Source organism: Sulfuracidifex tepidarius (genome assembly GCF_008326425.1).
GTDB lineage: Archaea > Thermoproteota > Thermoprotei_A > Sulfolobales > Sulfolobaceae > Sulfuracidifex > Sulfuracidifex tepidarius.
In genome coordinates, this window is record NZ_AP018929.1 from 1,893,353 (window position 1) to 1,918,846 (window position 25,494).

Annotated in this window: 20 protein-coding genes; 11 read left to right on the forward strand and 9 right to left on the reverse strand. The window is 44.1% G+C overall.

Annotation, left to right across the window (positions count from 1 at the left end; all coding sequences use genetic code 11):
* Window positions 1-238: 238 nt before the first annotated feature.
* Complete coding sequence (locus IC007_RS09850; protein WP_054846222.1) at window positions 239-1,426, forward strand: mandelate racemase/muconate lactonizing enzyme family protein; 1,188 nt, start codon at window positions 239-241, stop codon at window positions 1,424-1,426.
* The gene (locus tag IC007_RS09855) at window positions 1,405-2,301 is read left to right on the forward strand and encodes a bifunctional 2-dehydro-3-deoxy-phosphogluconate/2-dehydro-3-deoxy-6-phosphogalactonate aldolase (RefSeq protein WP_232048891.1); all 897 of its coding nucleotides are present in this window, start codon (window positions 1,405-1,407) and stop codon (window positions 2,299-2,301) included. Before IC007_RS09850 ends, IC007_RS09855 begins: the two co-directional genes overlap by 22 nt.
* A gap of 419 nt (window positions 2,302-2,720) precedes the next feature.
* On the opposite strand, the gene IC007_RS09860 is transcribed toward IC007_RS09855, so the two are convergent.
* On the reverse strand, window positions 2,721-3,065 hold the full coding sequence (locus IC007_RS09860) for a nucleotidyltransferase domain-containing protein (RefSeq protein ID WP_054846223.1): 345 nt from the start codon (window positions 3,063-3,065) through the stop codon (window positions 2,721-2,723).
* Complete coding sequence (locus IC007_RS09865; RefSeq protein WP_054846224.1) at window positions 3,050-3,427, reverse strand: HEPN domain-containing protein; 378 nt, start codon at window positions 3,425-3,427, stop codon at window positions 3,050-3,052. The genes IC007_RS09860 and IC007_RS09865 overlap by 16 nt, the downstream gene beginning before the upstream one ends.
* Window positions 3,428-3,680: 253 nt before the next feature.
* Here IC007_RS09865 and IC007_RS09870 point away from each other — a divergent pair, with 253 nt between their 5' ends.
* Window positions 3,681-4,304 carry an MBL fold metallo-hydrolase gene (locus tag IC007_RS09870; RefSeq protein ID WP_054846225.1) on the forward strand — a complete coding sequence of 208 codons (624 nt, stop codon included), beginning with the start codon at window positions 3,681-3,683 and terminating at the stop codon, window positions 4,302-4,304.
* Window positions 4,305-4,524: 220 nt separating this feature from the next.
* On the opposite strand, the gene IC007_RS09875 is transcribed toward IC007_RS09870, so the two are convergent.
* Window positions 4,525-7,221 carry a thermopsin family protease gene (locus IC007_RS09875; RefSeq protein ID WP_054846226.1) on the reverse strand — a complete coding sequence of 899 codons (2,697 nt, stop codon included), beginning with the start codon at window positions 7,219-7,221 and terminating at the stop codon, window positions 4,525-4,527.
* 387 nt (window positions 7,222-7,608) lie between these two features.
* Between IC007_RS09875 and IC007_RS09880 the strand changes: the two genes are divergently transcribed.
* Window positions 7,609-9,336, forward strand: coding sequence for a molybdopterin-dependent oxidoreductase (locus IC007_RS09880; RefSeq protein ID WP_149528690.1), 1,728 nt, complete (start codon window positions 7,609-7,611; stop codon window positions 9,334-9,336).
* Window positions 9,337-9,549: 213 nt separating this feature from the next.
* Here IC007_RS09880 and IC007_RS09885 read toward each other — a convergent pair whose 3' ends face one another.
* On the reverse strand, window positions 9,550-11,607 hold the full coding sequence (locus IC007_RS09885; protein ID WP_149528691.1) for a DEAD/DEAH box helicase: 2,058 nt from the start codon (window positions 11,605-11,607) through the stop codon (window positions 9,550-9,552).
* Between the two features lie 588 nt (window positions 11,608-12,195).
* Between IC007_RS09885 and IC007_RS09890 the strand changes: the two genes are divergently transcribed.
* The 7 genes from IC007_RS09890 to IC007_RS09920 all read left to right on the forward strand — a co-directional run bounded on the left by IC007_RS09890 (window position 12,196) and on the right by IC007_RS09920 (window position 17,187).
* On the forward strand, window positions 12,196-12,684 hold the full coding sequence (locus tag IC007_RS09890; RefSeq protein WP_149528692.1) for a CcdC protein domain-containing protein: 489 nt from the start codon (window positions 12,196-12,198) through the stop codon (window positions 12,682-12,684).
* A 504-nt stretch (window positions 12,685-13,188) separates the two neighbouring features.
* Window positions 13,189-13,584, forward strand: coding sequence for a hypothetical protein (locus tag IC007_RS09895; protein WP_149528693.1), 396 nt, complete (start codon window positions 13,189-13,191; stop codon window positions 13,582-13,584).
* 5 nt (window positions 13,585-13,589) lie between these two features.
* A complete protein-coding gene (locus tag IC007_RS09900) occupies window positions 13,590-13,934 on the forward strand; it encodes a hypothetical protein (protein ID WP_149528694.1) in 345 nt (114 codons plus the stop codon).
* Window positions 13,918-14,199, forward strand: a complete 282-nt coding sequence (locus IC007_RS09905; protein WP_149528695.1) for a hypothetical protein — start codon at window positions 13,918-13,920, stop codon at window positions 14,197-14,199. Before IC007_RS09900 ends, IC007_RS09905 begins: the two co-directional genes overlap by 17 nt.
* 75 nt (window positions 14,200-14,274) lie before the next feature.
* Window positions 14,275-14,781: an Hsp20/alpha crystallin family protein gene (locus tag IC007_RS09910; protein ID WP_054846231.1), complete on the forward strand. Its 507-nt coding sequence runs from the start codon at window positions 14,275-14,277 to the stop codon at window positions 14,779-14,781.
* A gap of 74 nt (window positions 14,782-14,855) precedes the next feature.
* The gene (locus IC007_RS09915; protein WP_054846232.1) at window positions 14,856-15,977 is read left to right on the forward strand and encodes a M20 family metallopeptidase; all 1,122 of its coding nucleotides are present in this window, start codon (window positions 14,856-14,858) and stop codon (window positions 15,975-15,977) included.
* A gap of 64 nt (window positions 15,978-16,041) precedes the next feature.
* Window positions 16,042-17,187, forward strand: coding sequence for an OFA family MFS transporter (locus IC007_RS09920; RefSeq protein ID WP_054846233.1), 1,146 nt, complete (start codon window positions 16,042-16,044; stop codon window positions 17,185-17,187).
* Between the two features lie 290 nt (window positions 17,188-17,477).
* Here the strand turns inward: IC007_RS09920 and IC007_RS09925 are convergent, their stop codons facing one another.
* The 5 genes from IC007_RS09925 to soxA all read right to left on the reverse strand — a co-directional run bounded on the left by IC007_RS09925 (window position 17,478) and on the right by soxA (window position 25,480).
* Window positions 17,478-19,223, reverse strand: a complete 1,746-nt coding sequence (locus IC007_RS09925) for a chloride channel protein (RefSeq protein ID WP_054846234.1) — start codon at window positions 19,221-19,223, stop codon at window positions 17,478-17,480.
* 1,673 nt (window positions 19,224-20,896) lie between these two features.
* Complete coding sequence (locus IC007_RS09930) at window positions 20,897-21,460, reverse strand: DUF1404 domain-containing protein (RefSeq protein WP_054846235.1); 564 nt, start codon at window positions 21,458-21,460, stop codon at window positions 20,897-20,899.
* A gap of 128 nt (window positions 21,461-21,588) precedes the next feature.
* Window positions 21,589-23,271: a proton pump complex cytochrome B SoxC gene (gene soxC, locus IC007_RS09935; RefSeq protein ID WP_149528933.1), complete on the reverse strand. Its 1,683-nt coding sequence runs from the start codon at window positions 23,269-23,271 to the stop codon at window positions 21,589-21,591.
* Between the two features lie 49 nt (window positions 23,272-23,320).
* A complete protein-coding gene (soxB, locus tag IC007_RS09940) occupies window positions 23,321-24,835 on the reverse strand; it encodes a proton pump complex quinol oxidase subunit SoxB (RefSeq protein WP_232049054.1) in 1,515 nt (504 codons plus the stop codon).
* Between the two features lie 135 nt (window positions 24,836-24,970).
* Window positions 24,971-25,480: a proton pump complex quinol oxidase subunit SoxA gene (gene soxA, locus IC007_RS09945; protein ID WP_054846257.1), complete on the reverse strand. Its 510-nt coding sequence runs from the start codon at window positions 25,478-25,480 to the stop codon at window positions 24,971-24,973.
* Window positions 25,481-25,494 lie beyond the last annotated feature (14 nt).

The following is a 25,494-nucleotide window of genomic DNA, read 5'->3' on the forward strand; positions in this document are numbered from 1 at the left end:
ATTATATTAAAAATGATTTAATGATATTATTGAGCTTCATATCTGCTGAAAATTCCTTAAGACCATGGAAGACATCACGTTCATCACCGTTAGATCTGCGTCTTTCGAAAGTTCTAGTGCGAATGCCTTCACATGCGAATTATATATACACGACAAAGGCTATCAGTTGGGAAGGTTATGGAACCTAACCTGAGAGGAAACTACGAGCGTTTAATAATGATGTTATCAATAGTTACATATGAAGATCTCGGAAATTGAACCAATAGTTTTATCCTCGAAGGAGAAAGGTGCGGCAACGTGGGCTTCTTCCATGATATTGGTGAAGGTAGTTACTAACAACGGACTCGTAGGATACGGTGAGGCAGTCCCTACCCTGAGAGTAATATCTGTGTTTAACGCGATAAAACAAGTCTCCAAGGCCTATGTAGGAAAGGAGGTAGAGGACGTGGAAAAGAACTACCACGAGTGGTACAAACAGGACTTCTATCTTTCCAGGTCTTTCGAGTCAGCTACGTCGGTGAGCGCTATAGATATAGCTTCATGGGACATCCTGGGAAAGGAGTTCGGAGCCCCTCTATATAAACTCCTGGGAGGTAAGGTCAGGGACAGGGTTCCGGTCTACGCTAATGGGTGGTACAGCGATTGCGTGACTCCGTTGGACTTCGCCGAGAGGTCGAAGGAGGTACACGCTCGTGGGTACAACGCGATGAAGTTTGATCCTTTCGGGAACTACTTCAACTGGATAGACGAGAAGGGCTTGAGGGAAAGCGAGGAGAGGGTGAAGGCAGTAAGAGAGGCATTGGGTGAGGACGCTGGAGTCCTCATCGAGCACCACGGTAGGTTCAACTCTAAGTCCTCTCAGCTGATAGCGAAAAGGTTAGAGAAGTATAACCCCCTTTTCATGGAGGAACCCGTACACCACGAGGACGTGGATGGACTGAGGGAATATAGATCAAGGACTAAAGTGAGGGTTGCCCTAGGAGAGAGGCTGGTGAGCCTGAAGGAGGCTTACTTCTACGTTAGTGAAGGGCTGGTTGACGTGCTTCAGCCTGACATAACTAACATAGGTGGGGTTACCGTAGCTAAGAAGGTAGTAGATGTGGCGGAAGCTAGAGACGTGGAGATAGCTTTCCATAACGCCTTCGGGCCTGTACAGAACGCTGTGTCTGTCCAGCTCTCATCTACCGTGAATAACTTACTCTCCCTCGAGAACTTCTACGACTGGTTCCCGCAGTGGAAGAGGGACCTAGTGTACAACGCTACCCCCGTGGAAGGAGGGCATGTAAAGGTGCCGGAGAAACCTGGGATAGGCGTGGAGGTTAACGAGAAGCTCGTTGACGAACTGAAGACGAGTCCTGAAGCCCTCGAGGTCAAGGAAGAACCAGTCTGGGTAGTAGGCGGGACATGGAAGGGATACCTGAAGTGATGAAAATGGCGGAGATCATTGTGCCCGTCCTTACACCTTTCAATGACGGGAAGATAAACATCGAACTACTAAAGGAGCACACTTCCTCCCTATTGAAGGCTGGAGTTGACAGGATCTTCGTGAACGGGACTACAGGCATGGGCCCTGCCCTATCTCCTGGGGAAAAGGAGACCAACCTTAAGGCAGTGTTGGAGGTCACAGACAAGGTAATCTTCCAAGTCGGAAGTCTCAATATGGGCGAGGTGAAGTCGCTTGCAAGGGAGGGAAAAGAGTTGGGAGTCAAGACGATAGCGTCTTATGCGCCCTACTATTTCACCGGTCTACCCAAGTCCTTGATAGTGAGGTACTTCAAAGAGATATGCGGGGAGCATGATGAGGTCTACCTTTATAATTACCCCTCAGCAGTTGGGAAGGATGTGGACGCGGAGACCGTGAAGGAGATTGGATGCCTCAAGGGGGTTAAGGACACTAACGATTCAATAAACCACAGCCTCCAGTATAAGAGGGTGAACCCTGGGATGAAGGTGTTCAACGGTGCTGACACTTTAGTGATGACCTCGATAGCGACCGGACTGGATGGTACCGTATCCGCAGCGGCAAACTTCGTTCCAGAGGTCTTGGTAGAGATCAGGAGGAAGGTATCTGAAGGTAAAGTAGGCGAGGCAATGAAATTGCAGTTCATGGTAGACGAGCTGGTCTCCTTAGCAAAGGGATATGGGTACATACCGTCGATTTACGTTCTAGTCAAGGGAATTAGAGGCTACGACGTGGGTAACCCTAGGCCGCCATTGTTCCCTCTGGGAGATGTTGAGAGGAAGGAGCTCTTGGATAAGGCTATCAAGATAATGGAGAAGTACAACAAAAATGAAGCTTGATGAAAATACGGTGCATATCTCATCTAGTCAAGTAGATCACTGTTCTGCTTAATTTCTGCATGGAAATACAGATGCAAATATCTATAATAACTGAAAATTTTTTAAATTGCAATATATAGTAAATTTTATCTAGATGAGAGTAAGGAAACGGAAGGGTCAGCGTCATGGTAAGACAAGTTTGTATTTCCTCCTAAGAGATAATTGACATTTCTTGAATGGCAGTTTACGGGAATTCCTGCGGTCTAAATGTTTTTACCTAGAGCGTTATAAAAAATTTTATCTATTCTGTGGTGAGGAGATTTAGAAACTACAGCTAATTATTTAATCTATATCACGTCACTATTAAATTATTTTTAAGGTCACGTAACTCTGGAAGGGTTTTCCGATAAAAGCTACTCGGATTATGATAGGAAAAAAGACTAGGGCTGAACCTCGATCATCACGTCGATGAACTTCTTGTACCAAATTTCATATTCTTTACTAGAAATTACATGTATTTCAAAAAAGTTGTTCTTGATTTTCTCCATTATTTCCTCGATAGTTTCTACCTTGCTTTCGGTACTATTGCCTAAGATATCTGATATAACTAGCACATCTATGTCGCTATCAGGCTTGAAGTTACCACGTGCAACGCTACCGAAAAGGAAAACCCTAGCTCCCCTGTCCATGGACGTGGCTATTTCTTTTATTCGGCTCAAGTACTCGTTCAGTCTCGAGAACGCCTCTTCCCTTTCCTTTGCCCTCCTGATCAGGTAATCAGACATCTCCCGATATCTCTGAAAAGCTCAGCTACGTTTATAGACCTTTCTGCGTCCTCTTTACTGAACTGAGTTCCGAAATACCTGCCTTGTGTATATGAAAAGTAGATGACGTATAGGAAATCTCTATTCTTATTTATAAAATCCTTTATGTCACACCTATCTCCGTATAAGAGTTGAACGTTCTTCAACAAGTCTAGGATATTGTGCGTCTTAGGGTAGTCCCCTGATTTCAGGTAAAGGATATACTTAGCATATAGTTGGATGAACTGCTCAACGTTAAACAAGGTGAGGTTATAGTATCCCTTGCTAAGGTCGTATCTAGCGTTGTCAAGGAACTCCTCCGCCCTGTCCTTGAGGAAGCTCATGTGAGATGTAAATTCGCACTATTTAAAAACCTTCAGCTTACCCCACTCAAGGGGTTTCCTGTGTCTGTGTTAAAATCATTGATGATAGCGTAATATTCCATTTTTTAATTAAAGAGTATATCAACGAATAACATTCTCTGCATAAACGCCTAGACTCAAACGACTTTCCTGACCAAAAAAGGAAATCGAGCATCACACTGTAGAACCTCATGAACCTTTTTAATTCTATTACTCACTTTAGTAATACCAGACCATGAAAGTATGGCGAGTCAAAGGGATGTCAAACAGCTACATCACAGATGATGGCTTCGTTATAGATGCCGGTGCAGATCAGTCTTCGATTTTGAAAGTTGCGTATGAGAACAGTATTAGTGTGAAATACATCATGCTTACTCACTCACACGTAGATCACGTGAAATACCTGAGAAGTATAAAGGATACCTTTGGTTGTAGAGTAGTAGCTCCCGAACTTGAAATTACTTCTATTGAAGGTAGAAAAGAAGGTAAAATGAAAGTAAAGGAGTCCTTAATTCCATCAATAGCGAGAACCATAATGAAGGGTCAGACAGCGAAAGTGGACGTAGCGGTCTCAGAAGGAGAATTTGAAGGCTTCACTGTAATTCACCTCCCGGGTCATACCCCTGGAAGTATTGCATATCTTAGGGACGGAGTCCTTTTCTCTGGAGACGCATTGATAGAGAAAAGCGGTGAGCTTTCTCTTCCACCATCTGTTTTCACTGTGAACATGGATCAGGCTAGGGCTAGTGTCATGAAGCTAGAGAGATACAAAATAAAGGAAATCTACCCTGGTCATGGAAACCAAGTGGAAGGAGAAAAGTTACCCGAGTTTCTTGAGACAATTAGAGAAAAGAAATAGACAGAGGGAAAAATATCTTTTTCCTCCTTCTCTCAATACCTTTTACCTTTTAATTGAAAAAAGAAGAAATTATTCCTTGAAGATAGTAGAAAGGTTATGAATATCTTCTCAATGTCTAGTCATTGAAAGAGTGAAGTCATCCGGTTATCCGCACCATAGTAAAGCGAAATACTTCTCTTGCTTCGCAAGAAAGGAGAATTGGAAAAATTCCTTCCTCTCTTCACTGGGCCTTGGGTTTTCTCTTAATAAATACTGCTACGAGTAAGGCTATCGCGAGGACGACTATCGCTACCACGATCCCTACGTTTACGTAGTTCAGGGAGGTCACGGAGTTTTCAGTGATTGGTTGGTCTACCTTCAATGTAGCTCCATTGGGCTCGTGGTAAGTCCCGTTCCATGTCACCGTCTGGAAGAAGCCTTGAGGTGCGTTAAGTGTTAACGTACTCCCTGCAGGGTACCATGTGGAGTTTCCGTTCACTTTCACTAGGTATTCCACTACATAAGGCAACTTCACACTCTCGCTCTCGTTCATCACGAAGGACTTCCCGGTGACGTTGTATCTCTCTACGTTGCTAATGTAAATGTACTGTTGCGGGACCTTCACCGATGTGCTTGCGTTGACCCAGAGCGTTGTACCGGTGTATTTCTCACCGTTAAGATAGAAGGTCATATTGAAGGGCAGTGAGAGGTAATACTGCTTCGTGTATGTCACTTTCACGTAGACAGGAGAGGTCAGCGTCAAGGAAGACACGTTACTGTTTATCACTAACCTCTCTCCTGAGTTCACGTAGTAAACTTTGAAGACCTTGAGTTCAGTCCCGTTCATGTAGTATCCGCTGGTAACTGTTGAGTTCACACCGTTTAACTGGGCGGGGACCGAAGAGGTCACACTTAAGTAGTAATAAACCTTGTATGAAGGCGTGTAGTTCAATGGCCCTTTGACCTGGAAGGAGAAAGGACTCACGTTATACATTACCCCGGGTTTTATGTAAACTTGTTGCGGGCTAGATACTACGACGGAGGAGCCGTTTATCCATGCGTTAGAGAACTTCATCACTGTCCCATTCACTGAGACAGAGAGGTTGAACGGGAACTTCACCAAGTACTGGATCGCATAGACAGGAGTGAAGTTTATGGGGCTCGTGACCTCAAACTTTGAGGAATCTACAGCGTATCTTTCCTCTTCTGTAACGTAATGTATCTGTGATGGAATAATCAGGGACGAACCTCTGTCAACCCATGTGGAGTTAAGGAAGTAGCTAGAATTACCCACATAGAAAGTGAGGTTGAACGGGAACTTGACAAGGTACTGTTCCTCGTAGTGTAATGAAACGTTTATCGGGGTATATGCTGTGAAGTTTATCGGAGAGACTATAGCCCTAGTTCCAGGAGCGATGTAGTCTATCTGTGACGGCACAACGATGGAGGAGTTAGCGTCAACCCAACCGTTCTTGAAGTTTTCCATTTCTCCGTTGGACGTCAGCGAGACGTTAAAAGGAAATCCAACCTCGTATTGGAGGACATAGGTGGTAGAGATCGTGTAAACTCCTGGAGTAGTGATGTTCACCACATCCCCTTCTCTATTCCCATTTACAGTAGAGTAAAGTAAGAAGAGCCTCTCTCCGTTAGATATTGGGTACGATGTAGGGAAGGAAATCGTAGATGGTAAAGACACATAGATAGTACTGTTCGATGGTTCACTTAGTCCATTCTCGTAGAAGTAAGGTACTACGGATCTAACGGTTACCGAAGCGTCGTCAACGGTAGAGAAGGACGACTGAGCTGAGTAAATCACGGATGACCCTGCATCAAGTTGGAAAGTGGCAATGAAGTATCCTTGGGGTAGTGTCTCACTGAACGACTCATATGATCCGTTCACAGGAGATGAGAAGACTGTAGCTCCTGTCTGAGCGTTCTTTATCTCGACGCTCCACTGTGAGTCCCCCGGCGTTACTGTGGTTATCACGTGACCGTTAGAATACCTAACCCCCACAGATACGTTCCAAAGGAAACCGTGTGACAACTCGCCAGCGGTCTGCTCCACCACGTTACCTGAGTTGTTCCATACTTCGGAGATGCCTTTAACTGAACTTACGTTACCTGTAATTCCAAATGAGTTTGAGAGTGCTGAGGGCACGGTGTAATATTCGTTGTTGTACTTATACCCCAACCACATGGAAGCGTTCCAGCTGTTAACGGTGAGGGTTGAGAAGTCGTTAGATGCTGAAGCAACCATCTCGAAGCCGTTCAGTCCGCTAGGATTGGTCCCTCCAGCTATGAAGAGAGGTGCTTGAGTCATACCGTAGAGAGTGACGTTGTCGAATTCACCTATGGCGATATTAGTTGAGTTTATCAGTTCGTAATAGAAGAGCACATACGCGTTTCCTCCATCGTCACTCAAGGCTGTGAAAAGCTCCAGCGTGAAAGGAACGTGGGTCAAGAAAGATCTGCTTTCAGTGTATTGGTAAACTGTCGTTCCGTGAGTGTAAGAAACCGTTCCTTGTCCTACTACTTGGTTCGACATGAACGAATGAGCGCTGGTCACGTTCCATATCATGTCAGAGAGCTGTATCGAAAATACATTGTTACCTAAGTTCTCCACGACGGGCTTGTTCTGTATCCAGTAATACTGGCTCCCCTCCTGCATAACTCCGTCAAGCTGGAACGATGCTTCTGGGGAATAGGACGTTCCGTTGAAGGTGTAAAAATCTCCTCCGTAGAAGTTTACTAATCCAGCTATTGTAGGGGCGTAAAAGACGTACGAGATGTTCCCACTCTGTGTGTTGAGAACCCCTACGTCAGATATGCCTATCGCGTTACCTATGGAGAGACTGGACGTGGACGAGGCAGAGGAAGGCATCACGAAGAACAACACGGGAATTAAGAAGATCAATAAAAGGGGTAGGACTACTTTCATACATATATGTCGGTACTATCTTATAAAAAGTCAAAGTATTTCACGTACTATTCGATCAGATATAAACATGGAATGTTAAAAGGAGGGAAATCTATTTTAAACTAGAAAGGGTTTTAGGTGATAGAAGTCTCTTTAATCACGATATATTGGAAAGGATCTTCTATAAAATAAAAGATATGGTATTAATGATTCTATTTTCTTTATTAGAGTTCCTGGGTCAACGTGTCATAGAGAAGAAGTAAATAACTTGGTTAACAGGAGATCCATGCGGAACCCCGAACTCCGTTGAGTCCCATAGAAAAGACTCGATGTAACTATTTGAGGTATAAGATCTGTGCTTAGCAAAAGCTGACAAAAGCTTTTTAATTATATCAAATGATTTATACTATGGTAATAGCCTGCACTAGAGACTGTTACGACACGTGCGTTTTCGACTCCTCGCATAAGGTTCTACCCACGTTTCCTTTTGAAGGCTTCACTTGCTCTAGGGGAATCGCTGACATGAAGAGGAACTCCGTGAACAGAGTGAAGGACTTCATGATTGACGGTTCGATAGCGACAATGGATGAGGCAGTGAGGAAAGTAGTCAAGGAGATTAAGGCGAGGAAGCCAACTGAGATAATTCACGTTGACTATGACGGAAATCAGGGCCTATTAACTTGGTACTTTCCAGCCAGGTTCTGGAACGCAATACATTCTGCAATCACTGACTACTCGATCTGTAGCTCCGAAGGTCATCTAGCGATCTCTAAAGTCTACGGTTCCTCTTTCGGTGCTACACCAGAGGACTTCTCGAAAGCTGACTCCTTCGTGATCTGGGGTTCAGACCCAAAGACCAGCTTCATTCATGGCTGGAAACTCATGAAGGGGAAATATAAGGTAACCGTGGATGTGAGGCTTTCTCCAACGGCGAAGGAGAGCGATAGAGCAATCATCATAAAGCCCTCATCCGACGCCTTTCTGGCCCTCGGAGTCCTGAAGTCGCTTCATGAAATGGGATACAGCGACGAGATACCCACTCCCTGGGAAGTCATAGAGGAAGAGACAGGGGTAAGGAGACGTGAAGTAGAAGAGTTAGCTTCAGTCTACGAGGAGAGGAAACCCCTTACGGTCATAGGCTTCGCGTTGGGAAGGACGTTCCAAGGAGGAAAGGCAATTTCCATGATATCCGCCATTCCTTCGTTGCTGGGCATCAAGAGGGGTTTTTATTACTCCAACTCTAGTTACGGGATAAATTTCTCTTACCTCAGAGGTACGTCAAAGGCTTCCAGAGTTGTCGGTATGGCCGACGTATATAAGGAAGTTGAGAAAGGGAACATTACCTTCATGTTCGTGTGGAACTCCAATCCTTTACATTCCCTTCCTGGATCGGATAGGATAGCAGAGGCTGTTGAGGAAGGGAGGCTCTTCCTAGTAGTCCATGACCCTTTCATGAACGAGACCGCAAAGATAGCTAACGTGGTGATTCCTGCACCGACTTATCTCGAGAAGGAAGACGTGGTATACAGCTACTGGCATAGGTACTTGGTTTACAATAAACCGATCCTTCCGAAGTCAGGAGTCGACGAGATAACTCTCATGAGAGCCCTCGCAAGGGAAATGGAAGTTACCGACGAGTCAGTATGGGAAGACCCTTGGGTAGCAGTGGAGAAAGCTACGGGAGTAAACATACAGGAATTGAAATTTAAGGGTGTGATGAAGCTTCCTGAACCCGAGTTTAGGAAGCCTCGCTTGGAGATACCAGCTCTCGAGAGGGTACCAAAGGGGAAAGTGTTAGTCTTCGGATCACATCCAAATTTCACTAACTCTCAGTTCAAGGAGATATATGGAAGGAAGGAACCAGTTGCTTTCAACTCCAGTTTAGAGGGGATAGGGTACCTTAGAAGTAAATGGGGGAAAATTAGGGTGAAGTTCGTGAAGGTAGATGACGTCCCTGACGGGGTCATATTCATGTTCAAGAGCAATCTCTTTGACTTAGACGGTAAACCGGTGAATTCGATAATAGGAAACGAAAAGGGAGAATCGGGAACTCCTTTACTGAACTTCACTTTAGTTCAAACGGAAATAGAGAAAGAGCATGAGGAACAGGTCAAGGAAGAGGTCAATTGTTGCTGACATTCGATATCCTTTTCTTTCTTATGTACTCCTCTCTCCCCCTTCGCTTTTCCCCACGAGGTTTAGATAAGGTTAGGCCTTCAACTCTCTCGTAGTCCCTCACCATTTACTACTTCTCTATGCATTCGCATGTGTACATTATATAGAACGTACCAGCTTTAATTTTTAATATTTTCAGGTTTTCTTATGTAAATTGAGTTCTATCTCCTCAGGTTACCTCTCGCCTCCCTTAGAAGTTTCCAGTGTCTTGTAAAATAGAAGACCAGCGTGATACCCTATAGCCCTGCAGTTAACAGTAGCTATTCTCCTCATGTCTTCGCTCTCTACGTCGTAGTAACTTATCTTCACTTTCGGGTAAACGGTAATGTCGTCTGAATGGGCAGTGAAAGCCAAAGTCAACGTAAGTGCGTTATTGGTCTTGTTGAAACTTTCGCTCACATTTAACAGGAACTCCTTTCCCATCCTCTCGATTTCTGTTTTTTCTTCCTCCGCGCTTTTAGAGAGAGTTGCTATTACCTCGTCCTTTTTGTCCTTGAGGGCCATCCGAGCCAATCCCCTCATGAGCTCCTTCTTACCTAAAGAGAACGACTTGATCGTCCCTATCCTTTGAGTCCACGGGTCACACACCTTACTACAGACCTCACCGTAGCACAGACTGCAGTATTTCCCAAGGAGGGCCTTCGACAATATTTCTCCTGTTTTCTCTACATCGTAATAGTAAAAGACGTCTCCCCCTCTGATGGCTCTATCTAAGTAGTCCGAGAACTCGCCAATTTCCTTCACCTTGCTCTTGGAGGTTAAGAACTCGTAGAATAGAGCGTTCTTATCGCTAGTCTTCTTGTCCCCCGTCCTCATCATATATTCTTCCAGTGATATATCTTTCCCGTGAGTGACTTCCAGGAAGGATATCTCCCCATCGGACTTCTCGATTATGTCCACGACCCTAGCAACAGGACCTTTGCCTCCCTTTTTCTCTACGATATAGCTAACGTCAACGCCTTCGTTGAATAAGTTCCTCATTGCTTCGTCAAGGTTGTCGTATTCTGGAGTCTTCGGAGTCAAGGTAACTACGAGGTACTTGATTCCTCCTTCTCCGTCCTCTCCCTTCCTAATGAGTCTCCCTAACCTCTGATAGAAACGGAGGGGACTTTGAGGTACATCCGTCATGACTAAGAGCTTCGCCTCCGGTATGTCCACGCCCTCTTCTCCTACTATAGTTGAGACTATTACGTCTACGTCTCCCCTCTTAGCCTCGTCGACTATCTCCTTCCTCTCCTCCTTGCTGGCGTCCCCTGTCAACACCTTGACCCTCCCTCCCATGGAGACCAGAGTAGTTTCGAATTCGCTCGCCGTCGCTTTCCTGGAGGTGAAGATGAGGACGGGACTGAAGTCTTCCACTTTATAAGTAGAGAGGACTTGTTTCAGTGCTCTTGCCTTATGGCTCATCCCTTCGCTGTTACACAGGCCCTGAAGGGCAGGGTGTTCTCCTACCTTATTTCCAAGCCTTTCCAGACTGTCGCAGAAAGCCCTCTTCCCGTAGCTGTAAAGGGTAGTCTCCAGGAACTTCACGGTGTCCTTGTTTCCCTTTACTTTACCCATCATCATTGCCTCGTACGCCACATCCTCCAGCCCGTCCATCTCGGAATCGAAGAGGTCAGCTATTGCCTTAGGTGGCTTAAAGGAAGGGTCTATCTCGGCTAGAGTCTTGAAGTCGTAGGTGAGGACTACAGGGGACCCGAACTTGCTGTAGACCTTTGTATCTAACTTGTATCTCCTGCTATTGGGGAGCAAGGCAGTGAACCCGACCAGAAACTTTGGGTTCATTTCTACAATTGCGTCCGAATATCTAGGATCCCCAAAAGCGTGGTGTACCTCGTCTACTACTAGGGAATCTACCTTCGGAGAACATTTAGCTGAAGTGAACGGAGTTGAGACCACGACTGACTTGTTCTGGTTGAAGCTTGTGCATTCGCCCTCGTACTCGACTCCGACGTTGTCGAACACCTTGCTCCAGAAATTGTGGTACATCTGGTCACAGAGAAGCCTGGTCGGCTCTAACGCTATCACGTTCCTATGACCCTTGGTGGTGAGGTAATACGCTATAGCCAGTTCGACCACTGTTTTCCCAGACCCTGTAGGCATGGAAATTACGACGAACCTGGACTTGTTCAATGCGTCAATTACGTCCTGGGTTACCCTTTCTTGATAAGGATACATTGAAAATCCAAGAGTTTTCTCTAGGACGTCTTTGAACCCTTCAACCCAATCCATGCGTATAACGTGTAGAGTCAAGTAAAATCCTTATCTCCTCCCTTCATGTCTTCCCAATTCGTCTTGCGGAGTAGGGGATGAAGGTTGTATATGTGCATGATGGACGGGAATTATTGAAAACGAGTAGCTTTTTTTATTGAAAAATCCCTACAGAGTTACTGAGTGTTAAAAACAATTTAATGGCAATAGGATAGAGATTAGATAGTTAGCTATAAGTTTGAAAATGTTCTCACTGTAAAATGAATAAAATTTATTTTATGAGGCTACAGGACGAAAATATTTAGATAATAGGAATTCCCGTTAAAAACTACTAAACGAGCATTTGTATCTCTAAGACACTTTGTTAGTTCACGGTTACAAGGCGATATGAGTCATAGGTATACATTAAAGGGAGAACTGCATGTTACTATTCTGCCTATTAACGTTAGTTAACACACCAACGACGTTGCGTTCAACCTCTAGGGTATGAGTGTCTTCAGAGCCTAGTCTAGGTAAAGTGAATGAAGCAGAAACTCAGGGAGGTGGTTAGCCTAGTTCAAGATATGAACTTCCAATATATTTTAAAAACTTGTAGCATTGTCCTAATTTATGTATACAAATTATACGTATCAGCAGTCGGAACTTTTTTATGGAATAATCATAGCTCTGCTCATAACTTTCTCTTCCCTGAGGTCTCTGAGGGGAAGGAAGGTGAAACCGTTTAACCTCTTTACAAGACCATTAATCTACGTTATCTTGGGACTCCTCATTCTCCTTACCGATATTTCCCCATTAGTCTTAGTCGCGGTTATACTAGGTTCGATCCTTGGAATCCTCCTAGGCGATAGATTCGGTAAAGGTTCACAAGTTTTCCTAGACCAGGGGGAAATTTTTTACAAAAGATCTCCAATTATACTAGCTATCTGGTTAAGCTCTTATATTGCAAGAGTCCTCATGTATCCCTACTTGGGCTCTAGCTTACTATATGTTGTTAGTATAGCGTTGGACTTTCTCCTTTTCATGTCAGGGTTCATGTTGTTGGGTGAATCCATATATGTGTTCAGGGAGTATTCCAAACTGAAGCGCGCTTACAGTTAGGAGTAGAATCTTTTCCCATTAATTACATGCTGAAACTAATTCGGATTGAAGAACAGCTCCATAACCAGGATATAGGCAACGCTTTCCTTATCTCGAGCTAGCACGGTGTATCTATATGTTATTTTTACTTTAGCTTTGTTGAGGGAAGGAAAGTCTCTCTTTTTCGGAGAAGGAGAACTCGGTTAGCTTTTATCGGGAAATCCTTACAGAATCACGTGACCTTAAAAATAATTTAATAGCGATTAGGAGATAGACTAAACAATTAATTATAAGTTCTAAAATCTTCTCACTATAAAATGGATAAAATTAATTTTATTACACTACAAGATGAAAACATTTAGACAGCAGGAATTCCCCTAAACTGCTACTCGGCTTACAAAAAATCTATATCACTTTTATTGATAATATATATCCTAACCTATCAAAGTTCATTATTAACTTTATGCCCTTTTTAAAGAAAGTTTTTTATTCTTTGAAAATTATATTATTTAATGGGTGAAAGTGATGGATATAAGGGTGATGAATAGGGCAGTTACAATTTCATCATCCGTAATTTATTCCGTTAACATCATATTGTCAGTTGCGCTTTATTCCGTACTATCTTACGTAGGACTTCCAGTAACTAACATAGTGGAGAGACAGGTCTTGATAAGCGTCCCTCTAATGTCTGCCTTATTTAATGCGTTAATCTTAGCTATGATAACGATGAGCTTGAAATATGCTGAGTATTACGGGATATTTAAATCGGGTTTAGCGATAGCTATATACTCTGGTTACATAGCGGCGTTCTCTCCTCCTACTTACCTAGTGTTATTCATGGGTTCTATAATGGCTTTGTGTGTTATTCAAATATTATTACTTTACTACTACGCTATGCTTCAAAAGCTCATGTTCGGGTGATCCCTTTGTTACTGAAAATTACGCCAAAAGGGAAGAAATTTTTTAAATCAGAAGTGAAGGGCTATGCGTCTTTCATTAAGAACGCTATTCTTTTGGTTAGGAATCAGAGTAGGGTTCTCTTCGTCGATTATTTAGACGATAAGGTGAATTTAGGAGGTTACAGAGTCCCTCCCTTCCTAGAGGGTCAACTTTACTTCTACGAAGTCATAGACGTCCCTGAAGACTACGTCCCTTATCTTCCGTGTATAGCTAAGGCAGTTGAGGACAAGGTAATCCCACTGTATAAAAACAGGAGATTATCGTGTAACAAAGAACTAGTGGTAGTGATAGAGAATGATCGATCCTCTTAATTGCGACGTCTTCAAGCGGTTGACCGACGGTAGGCTCATGATAGAAGTTCAGGGAATCAGGATATTCCTCAAAGAAGAACAAACTTTTGGAATGGTGCGTGATTTAACCTTGAAGTCTACAAACTACAACCTGATGTGTAGAATAGTTTTCGACGAGAGGAAAGAGAAGGTAATCATAGTCTCTTGTAAGGGTTTCAAAAGCGACATAGTTAAGGCTATGATCGAGGAATCTATGAAAAGGTCTGGCCTACTTTACGTGTCTTAACAAAGTTAAGGCTTTTTTTCATGAGTTTTATCTAGCTTAGAAAAGTTTTTTTATTAACAATGCGAAGAGGTACCTATGTTCGGTAGGAAGAAGAAGGATAATAAAGACGATAAGAAAGACGATGCAGTTCAGCCAAGTGATCCTTTCATGGATATGTTCGAGAAGATGATCAAGGATCAGGAAGAGATCATAAGGTCCATGTTCGGAGACATTGACAACAATTTCTCTCATTCCGTCGTAACTAGGGTCAGCGTCGGTCCGGACGGAAAACCCAAGGTAGAGAAGTTCGTAAACGGAGTCCCTGTTACACAGGAGGAAAGTGAGGACGTGGAGCCCGAAATTGTGGAGTCAGGTGATAAGGTCGTATTTACAATGGAGCTACCCGGGGTCAGTAAGGACAAGCTGTCCGTGAGGCTCAAGAACAAAGTAAAGCTCATTGTGAGCACTGAAGACGGCTTTAGAAGGGAGGTCAGTTTACCCGGTTCAGTATCGTTAATTTCAGCTAGGTTCAAGAACGGGGTCCTTTCCTGCACTTTCCACAAAGAATACGTGGAAAGTGAAGAGGAAATACACTTAGATTGAGGAACTCCAATTGTATCGCCTGTTTTTCCACTTACTGCCAATGTTTTAAAGGAAGAGCTGAGATGAAATAATAAATGGATTTGACTAAGCTGACGTCAAGACTTGTTGAGTTACCCTCAATTTCAAATAGCGCCTCTTTGAGGGACACGGCTGAGTTTATAGCAGAGTGGTTGCACGGCGAGGGAACCAATGCTGAAATATTAGAGCTTGACAGGGGATATCCCATTGTGGTATCGAAGAGCATGAAGACCAACAGTAGGACTATCATGTTGAACGGTCACTTTGACGTGGTACCCCCAGGAGATTTGAAAGCGTGGAAATACCCCCCGTTCTCTCCTACTTTGGTTGACGGTAAAATGTTCGGGAGAGGTACGGCAGACATGAAGGCAGGACTGGCAGTCTTCATGCAACTCTACGTTGATCTGGTAGACAAACTGGACTATAACCTCATATTTACAGCAGTCCCCGACGAAGAGACTGGAGGAGAACACGGTAGCAAGAGGCTCTCCGAGATATATAAGCCCGACTTGGTCCTTATATCCGAACCTACGGGGAAGGAAAAGATAGTTTTAGGGGAAAAGGGGATGATCACCCTTAAGCTAAAGGCCAGGGGTAGAAGTTCACACGGCAGTATCCCTTCACATGGAGAGAACGCAATTGTGAAGATAGTGAACGACATAGGGCGTCTTTGCTCCCTTGATATTGTGGAGAGGTCCTTCATCATGGATTCAGAGCCTGAGTTCCAAGAGGACATGGGGCGTGTGACAGTGAATGTCGGTACGGTGAAGGGAGGGATCAAATCTAACGTGGTCCCAGACTACTGTGAGGCAGAGGTCGACGTAAGGGTCCCATTGACCATGAACCTTGAAGACATGATGGAGAAAATAAAGGGAACAGTGAAGGAGAGCGAGGTCGAGGTAGTTAACTCTTCTCCTCCAAATTTCACGCATCCCTCTACCCCACACATACAAGTGTTAGAGAAAGCAATATCAGAGGTGACAGGGAACCCCCCTGTGAAAGTAGCCGTACCGTATAGTACTGATGGAAAACACTTCAGGAGGAACGGGACTTCAGTCATAGTTTACGGTCCGGGGGACATAAGGAACGCTCACTCAGTGGACGAGTTCGTAGATATGGACGAAGTTAATACCATGTATAAGGTTTATTCTAACTTTTTAAGAAACATTCGCTTCTAGATTCTGTTTTTAATTGTTTTTAGTATAGAAAAGTTTTTATTTCCTTCATGCAAAAGAGGAAGGAATGGAGCGGAGGCAAAGGTTCATTGTCATAGGACTCATCACAATGCTCTTCAACTCCCTTTACCAGTACTCGTGGAACGCACTAGAACCTCTGTTCAGGTCAGGCTTTCAGGTATCCTTAGTGCAGGTCGAAGTAGCGTTCACTCTGTTCACGATTTTCTCCACGGGTTTCCAGACAGTGGGAGGCCACTTTGCGGACAAACAAGGTCCTAGGAAGATTGGTATAATCTCAGCAATATTTGCGGCGGTAGGATTCCTCGGCACGTCGTTCTCCACTTCCATCTATGAGTTCTACGTTTGGTGGTCGCTAGGGAGTGTGGGAGAGGGAATACTCTACGGGATAGCTTCCAACCTAGCCGTGAAGTGGTATGCAGACAGGAGAGGTCTAGCCACGGGTCTAGTTTCATTAGGCTTCGGTGTGGGAGCTTCCGCTATAAATCCCCTGATAGAGACTTTCTCTTCCTTCAGGGAACCCACTCTCTTAATAGGCATCTCGGAGATAATAGCTGTCCCAATCCTCATGTGGTTCGCTGAGTATCCTAAGAAGCAGAACCCCGGTAGGACACCCAGTGAACTCCTCAAGACGTGGGGGTGGTGGTCCCTTTACTTGTCATTCGTGATGGCTGCAGTCCCCTTGACTGTCATGTCCTCTTCTCTAGCTTACCTTGCTAAGGACTTCTCCCCTGAGTACCTAGCGTTGTTGATAAGCGTGTTTCCATTTATGAGCGGAGTAAGTAGACCCATCATAGGACACCTCTCCGACAAGATAGGACGAGCCAAGTCTGTAGCTATGACCGACTTGATGATGTTCCTTGGGTCAGTCCTCCTTTTGGTCGGCTTCCTGCCTATCTCAGCTGTGATCATAGGTTTCTTCGGGGGGTCCACAATAACCCTGTATTTCTCCCTCGTTGGAGACCTTTTCGGGTCAAAGTTCTCTACCTCAAATAACGCTATACTCTACACGGGGAAAGCCGTTGCAGGAGTTTTAGGCGGAGTTGTGTTCAGCTACCTCTTCTTGGTCTCACATCTAGGGTCTTTCATATACGTGTCCGTGTCCAGCATAGCGGGACTACTGTTTCTCATAGTATCAGTGAAGGCTGTAAGGTCGGAGAACAAGAAGAAAGGAAACTCTTTCGTCATATCTTAGTTGTCATAGACCAGTGAGACGGTTTAACTTGTGTCTAGATCGAGACGACTTCAGCTGTGGAACTAACCCCTATCTTTTGTAAGGAGAGGTAATGAGTTACGAAAGTGGAGAGATGAGGCTGGGTAGTAAGGTCTAAGATGAAAAGATTAATATATGTACATATTGAAAAAAGAAAATAAGAACAAAGATAAAATTCTTGAAATATAATATATTTAGATAATTTGAAATGATATGATCTAAATAATTTGAAGAAAATAAAGAATTTTGAATCTTAGTGAATTTTAAGCATATTATGAAACGTTTCTAACGGTCTTTTCATATGCTTGAAGTAAATTATCTATTGGTAGGACTCCAATATACTTCTCACCATCGACTACACAGACCCACCTGCTTCTAAGCCTAGCCATTATTTCCCAACAGTCTTCAAAGGACGAGTCTAGCTTAACGTAAGGCACTCCTTTGATTACATATCTTGCTACAGTGTCTTTTCTGTCTGCCTTTTCCAGATCCCTTAAAAACACTGCTCCTACAAAGTTATCATTATCGTCAGTTACAGGTAGACTCATAAAGTTGTTCTCTGTCATCTTTGAAAGTGCAGTCTCTACCTTATCGTGTATTTTAACCCTTATATCCAATAACTTTGCGTCTTTAACTTTCAGTACCTTCATTACTGGGGTTTCATATTCCATCTTGTGTGCTGGCGAATCCCTCCTTGTGGGAACTTGAGCCCGATAAATTGTATAATTGCCAGATACTAGATATGAAATAGCTACAGCTATCATAGCCCCAGGTAAAATCTGAAGGCTCCCGGTCATCTCAGTAACCATAACTATTACAGATAATGGAACTTTTCCCGCGGCTCCGAAAAAAGCAGCCATACCTATTATTACGAAGGGAGCAATTGCAGGTGCTACTTGTGGGAATAAATAGTGGAAGAGCAGTCCTATGTCAGCCCCTAAAGTCGCCCCTATGACAAGTCCAGGCGCGTAAACTCCTCCGCTTCCTCCTGAGCCGATGGAGAAGGAAGTAGCAAGGATCTTCAAAAACGGGAGTGAAACTAACAGAACTATTAGGGGAAGTACGGGTGAATAAAAGGCATTAAATTTAGCATACTCAGTCAAATTTATCCATCCGTAACCTGTGCCTATTACTTCTGGGGCTACTAATGCTATAGCCCCCATTATTAGTCCACCTATTACGGGTTTAAAGTAGTTACTTATTTTAAGCCTCTTGAAGACGTACTGGACTCCGTAGAACGACTTTACGTAAAGTATAGCCATCACCCCGCTTACTAAGCCTAATACTGCGTACATTGGTAAACGGAACGGGCTGAATGTACCGAGGTAGTAGCCAAAGACCGGTGTGAAGCCGAAAAAGGAGCCGAAGATTACGTAACCTATTGCAGAGGCGACTAACCCTGGATAAATCAGTTCTGGTTCGAGATCTCTTCTATAGAGTATTTCTGCAGCTAGTAGGGCTCCGCCAATTGGAGTCTTGAATATCGTACCTATCCCAGCTCCAATTCCTATAGCAACCATCCTCCTCCTATCTTCTGGGGAGAGCTTAAAGAGATCTCCCAATAACGACCCTATGCCTGCAGAAAACTGCGCTGTAGGGCCTTCTCTCCCTGCACTACCTCCAGACCCTATAGTCACGGCAGAAGCAATCACCTTTACTGGAACTACTACCCACCTCATCTTACCTTGATAATCATGATATGCCCTTATTGCAGCATCGGTGCCGTGTCCCTCAGCTTCTGGGGCGAATGTATAAACAATGAATCCAGAAATTGCACCACCTATAGCGATAGAAAAGGGAATTAAGTAATAGTGTCCCTTATTGAAGACGAAGGAAAGGGTTCCTCCTTCTCCTAAAGGCCTAGGGTAAGACATTCCAATAAATTTGAAAAGGAAGATAAACTCCATTAAGTGTAACAACTCATAGAACGTTGTAGCAGCAAGACCAGCAACTACGCCTACAATTGCACCAAGAATAAACCATTTTTCGAAGTAATGAAGGCGATCGAAAATACTCATTTCAAACCTTATATGACCTCTTGACTATTTAAGTTTGTATTTCGATAATTTTATCTCGATGTAAACTTAATAAAATGTATTTAGGTTGAATTTAAATATACTGCTAGCTAAATCTGTTATTCATGGTATCTCAGTTCATGTGATGGTGAAGAGAATACATTTTAGTTTATCAAGTCTGTTATTATATTATATCATCTCAATTTCTTATTAATATGGTTCGCAAAGTTTCATTTTTAACTTACTAGTTGTGGGGAGAAGAAGTCCCTTCAGTGAGGATATACCCCCTTATAGTACTTCGTAGAACACTACAATTCCTTTTGATATTAAGTCTGCTAATTTACACTAAATTCTAAATCTAGCATTTAGCTAAAAGAGTGTTTCTTCCGCGTCTTTGGACGAATTGAAGAAGTCTACAAAACACCCTTATGAAAAATCTTCTTACGTTAGTCAAAAATGGATGTGAATATGCGATACAAGATAGTAGGGAGATGTCATTAGTTCACGCTCTTTACTATCACTATGTCATAATTCATCAGGCTTTAAAGGTGAAGTGAACTTCATTCAATATTGACGTCTAAGGCTTACCGCACCTCCTCAAGAAACGTTAGGTCATTTGCCCCCACGGATACGTAGTGTAGGAACCTCCCCACGTTTCACGTTAATGTCTGGAACTACGTGTGAATCTGAAATATAAACCTTGTCTTTTAAGGTATGACGAAGTATAACTTCTCCGAGTCTGTAAGCTACTTCTCCTATAACGATGATAGAGATAGTAGGACAGTAATGAAAATGGATCTAAAGAATTCCAAGAGGTGTACTAAATATAGACATGCTAAGGAGGATCTGACTTTGTAATCCTGTATTTGTCTGTTCTTATTGTGTTGATTGTTGATCGTAACTACAACGCTTCTCTAGAACTTGGAGATTTGTAGTCAGTGTCATTTTACACTTATTCTCTAGATATTAAGCGAAGCGGTACTAACTATTCCATTTCTTAGTACGTCCATAGAGCGATGAAGTAAATACTTGAGTCCTTTGAGGCTTTAGCCTCACCGACATCTCTAGAGAGACGGATAACAAAAGTGAAGAGAGACTTGAGACGTAGAGATGAAAATAATTTTACCTTGATGGAGTTAAGGGGTCGAGGACACACGTGGGGATGGATAGCCTCTTTGAAGTGAAAGCTAAATACAAAAAAGCCGTATGCATATTAAATGGCAACCATCGACGGAGTAGGCGTCACCGAGACGCCTCTAAGCGAGGGTCTTTGTGGTACGCTTCTGTTCATTAGTAGTCTTCAAGGCACGTGGAATGTTCACTCAAGGTCGGGATCGGAACGACCGGTGTGGAGCTCCGCCCTCTAACAGTTAACTGCTGGCAAGGTGGAGCTGGGAAGCAGAAAGCCACGTCAGTAAGGGCGTGGTAGTCCACGCTCTCTCAAAGGTAGGAGATATATAATAATCCTGATTATTTCAGTCTGTATAATAAACGTGAACAAATAGGTAGTTAAGTAGTAATGTAGAAGAAAAATAAAATAGGAACCTTAATTCAATCGCAGTGTGGAATAGAAAGTCAGGTATAGTTCAATTATAAATCTAATACATGATTCCGTAATGTTAAGTTAAGAGTTAGTAAAATAAAATAAAAGCTACCTCGAATCTATCCTTTGAACCTCAGAATATCAACTTCCTCAAGAAGTTGCCTAAGACCACAGCTATTATACCAGACATGAAAACCCACATGGCAACAGCCGTGGTAACTTCTTGGGAAGGTGTGAAAGGAGAGAAAGGAAATGCGACGTTGGAGTAAGCCGGGACTTGGAGGAGAAGTACTATAGAGAAGAAGGTATCAGCTGACATCCAAGTTACGAACAAGGTCAACCATGTGAGGGTCGACATGGAAGATGAAGATATTCCTATGAGAATACCGGAAGCTATCATCGACACGTCGCAGGCCAGTCGAAAAGCTAGGTCGCTTCCCGCCAAAGCGTAAAACAGAGGGACGTGCCAAAACACCAGGAGAGAGGTAGCAGGAACGATGAATAGCAAGCTCCCCTTCAACCACCTGAAAGCCATGAGGAACCCTGCTATGACCAAAACGTAGTGACTGGCCATGAATAGCCATTCGTGGACCGTCTCCATGCCCTCTGTGAGGGGATTCATGGTCAGGGCTATCAGTGATAGTGCTACCAAATTAAAAGTTGTTCTATTCTTGTTATTGTGTGTTACTTCCTTCATTATATCTCTATAACGTTTTGATGCTTAAAAATTTTTCTTTTTGCAAAATAAAAGAAAAAATAGTGACTTTAGTTAGTAAAATCTAAAAATTCCTCAAAAAGTATAAAGATATAAATGGAAAAAACAGGTTACCTTGAGTAGACTACACGGTGGTACAAGTTGATCGCGTATCCCCACAAGAAGACTATGACTCCTAAGTCTATTCCGGCTAAGGAGGATGCTACCCCCACGCTGGGCAATGTAGTCATCAGGAAAAGCAGGAATACCGTCACTATAAATATTACAGGGATAGCGTAAAAGCTGATCTCCCTAGATACTCTAGCGTAAGACGGAGAGCCGAAAGCCTTAATCATCCTGGACGTGAAGTGGTAAGCGAAGATTCCCGCCAAGGGTATCAAGAGCAGACCAGCCATTGAAGGTTTGAGAAGGAAATCTCCGAACGCACCGGCGAGGAACAGGATACTCACAGATGTGCCCAGAACTGAGGTGGGTCCAATGAGAGGGGCTTTAACTGTTGGGCTTTCCAGTGTCTTTCCCTTCTTCCTTCCGGAAACGTAGATTATCGCGGCTATTAGGACTGCAGGTACTCCCAATATTTCGAGCTGTTGCGTGAATGGCGCGGGAACACCAGGAGCTAGGTACCCCCAGATTGATAGCGCAACCAGGGAATAGGCGAACATCGACATTACCCACGTCCAGAACTTCCTGCTACTTATGAACATCAGCTGGCTGTTCTCGAAGAAAGGTATCAACATTATTACGACCAGTCCTACTACCATGACTGAGATGACCATAGAGGGGAGTAAAGGTAAACCGTTAGGTAATAGGAAGTCCACAAATTTGTATAGGAACAGGAAGAACCATGGGGGATAAGGTGCGGTGTTCGTGGCTGCAGCAGTGAACGCTTGAGGTGCGGGGAACGGATTGATAACCAACGGCAGAGAGACTTTGATTCCGAAGAACGTCCCTTCGTTCAAGTTAACTAGTACGTTAGGTACAATTAGGATTATCCCCCATGTCATAAGTAATATGGAGAGCATGTAAACGAAGTTCCTAGGCCACCAAGCATTAAACCTCTGTTGCTCTTCCTTGGTGTAGTAAGCTGGAACTTTGGGCTTATCCTTCACAGAAGGAGTCATACCATATCTTTCGGATAGCATCAGGTGGACTACAAAAAGCAATCCTATTAACGCTACCATGATGATGTGCCATCCGAGTATTCTATCGAAGAACTCGCTCCTGACAACTGGGTTCGACGACTGCACAGCGTCAATTCCTGGACCGAAGAGCCAGCCTACTATGGTAGTAGCCCCGGGGAAACCCGTACCGATTAGGAGAGAAGCACCTATGTCGACAGCGTCTATACCCAACACGTCCCCTACCATACTGTAGCCGAAGAAGGAGGCACCTAGAGTAAGGGCTAAGAGGAGGATCCCTGTGATCCACTGAAGTTCTCTGGGTTTCTTATATGCTCCTTTGAAATAATTTCTAAACATGTGGATGTAAACTAGGACTATCATGATATACGATCCGTAGAGGTGGCTGAAGAGAAGCACCGACCCATAAGGAATCGTGTTTATGATGGCTTCAGTTTGGCCGTACGCGTTTGCGGGTTCATAAAGGAGGAGGAGTATAAGCCCGGTTATCACAGTATAGAAGAAGCTAGCTGCCACCATTGCCCCTAGCCAGTAAGAAACGTTATACATGTAATCTGGAGTCCTGAACAGGGGAGCTTCGTCTATTCCAACCCTATCTAGAAGTTCTCCAAATAATCCCCTCCTTTTTTGTCTTTCTTCTCCTTTCTCCTCCATGTTTCCTTCCTCCTTATCTCTTTTATTTTCACTTTTTTCCTTTTCATTTTCAGGATTTTCCAATCTTATCACCTGTGTTTAACCTGAAGTTAACTTTCCTTCCCATGTTAATCCCCCCTTTATTTCCCTCGATCATGAAGGAGGGAGGTTGGGAAGGAGAGAAAGACGTGACTTTACTTATGACAGGAGTCCCCGCCTTTACGTATTCGGCTATGGCAGTGGAGATGGTCAGGACTAGTCCGGGTATCCCGATCTCAGCCAGGAAGGACATCAACTGCATATAGTCCGTGAACATCGGAGGATACGCTATGACCCTTCTGAGGAGTCCCAGATATCCTGCAACCGTCATTGTATACCCTACACCGACGAACGGAATAGTCCAGAGGAGAATCCCTGCCAACATGAGGTTCCTCGACTTTCTTCCGTATTCCAAGTTTGGCCTGGATGCCTTCAACAAGTCCAGGAATACCCCGGTGAAGCCGACGAGGATGAGAGTCCATATCACCAGATGGAAGTGGCCCACGACGTAATAGGTATTGTGAACTACACCGTTGATCAAGTTTATTGGAAGCGGGAGGGCTTGAACTCCTCCTATTATGAACCCTATTAACGCTATGAGGAATGTCATTCCTAAGGGATCCTTGTAATTATATCCATTTCCAGTTAGAATGGTGAGGCCCAGGTTGAGAACAGTGAGCCCAGATCCTGAGGCCAATACCAAGGTGGACACGGTTATCCATGCCCTCAAGTCGGTAGGAAGCGGGAATGTCTGCAAGTGGTGTACCCATATCAACATGGATCCGATGGCAAGGAGGAATATGTTGAGCCTCGCCCACTTCTCACTGAATAGTGGTCTGCGGGCATAGATCGGGATATAATAATACAGTGCTCCAAATAACGGGAAGGGTACGTAGTATACTACCGGGTGCCCGTAGAACCAGAAGAGTATTACCCAGAGTAGAGGGTTCACCTTCACAATGGAGGGTAACCACACTGCAAGTACGTACCAGAGCTCTGCGGCAGTAAGTGCAGGAAGCGTCACACCTATTACAAGCGCGAAGGCGACACCGTAAGCAGCGAAGATGTTGATCTTCTGATCCTTCTTCTTCGTCAGGTAAGAGTCGACCACAAGGATCAGTGATGCAGCTGCCCCTGCAGCGCTGTTGAACGCTAGGAAGAGGTAAGCTAACCCCATCACTGCTCCGTGGTAAAGTCTGAATGCCTGAAACGCAGCGTTGTCAGTTATAGCTAAGGGCGGATACATGTACCAGCCCATGTCTGGACCGCCGAACAAGGCTAGAGCTAGAGAAATGTTGGCTATCCAGAACAGCGATGTCACGGCGCGGACGTGAACCACGGATAGATCAGACTTATACATGGAGTAGAGTATCACAGCTAACGCAGCGTCTGGTACTAGACCCAACATGGCGGACCAGCCGTGTATAGTCAGCGCGGTGTAGTAAACCGGTCCGACTGCAGGGGAATTGGAGTTGTACACTAAGTAAGTCCTCATGTTCATTGCAGCGGTCCCCAGAGTGATTAGCCAAGCTATGGAACCGAGCATGTAGAGCCACGTTAACCCTAAGGTGTCTTTTGGTCTAGCTACTCCTTTAGCCTTAAGGAGGAATCCCTTAACTGCTTCTTGAGTAGCTCTTATTCCTATTTTAACATAAGACAAGAACAACTGATTTCTTTCCATTTATTTCACCTCTAATGTCCCAGTCCAATAGGAGAAATTGTATCCGGCGTACTCAGGGTCACGCCATGTGAAGTTACCCGGCGAGGAAGGCGTCACGAAGTAAATGTAGCTAGTGTAACCGGGGACGGCGTTGACGTTAACAACACCGTCAGGAAACCTCATGAAGAAGCCGGTTACTACTTGTGGGGAATGAAGGATTATGACTACAGGCTCGCTCGTGTTGGCTACGATCACGTTAGGGCTAAATCCCTTGAACCCGACAGACATGTTGACAACTAGTACCCCGTTTACTACTTCCTGGTCGCCGTCTGAATGTGCCTGAAAGTAGTTCACGGCGTTCTGCGCGTTCATTGGCATTCCGCTCTTCAGAGGCAACCCGTACCTATAGCTAGTGCTAGACCCGTTAGTAACCCCGACTATGTTCCATGCTACAAACACGCCCACAAGAATTAACATTACGACAAACCAAGCTACCTCAGCGTGTTCCTTTATCTTCTCTGAGAAACTCATTTTCCTCAAACGAA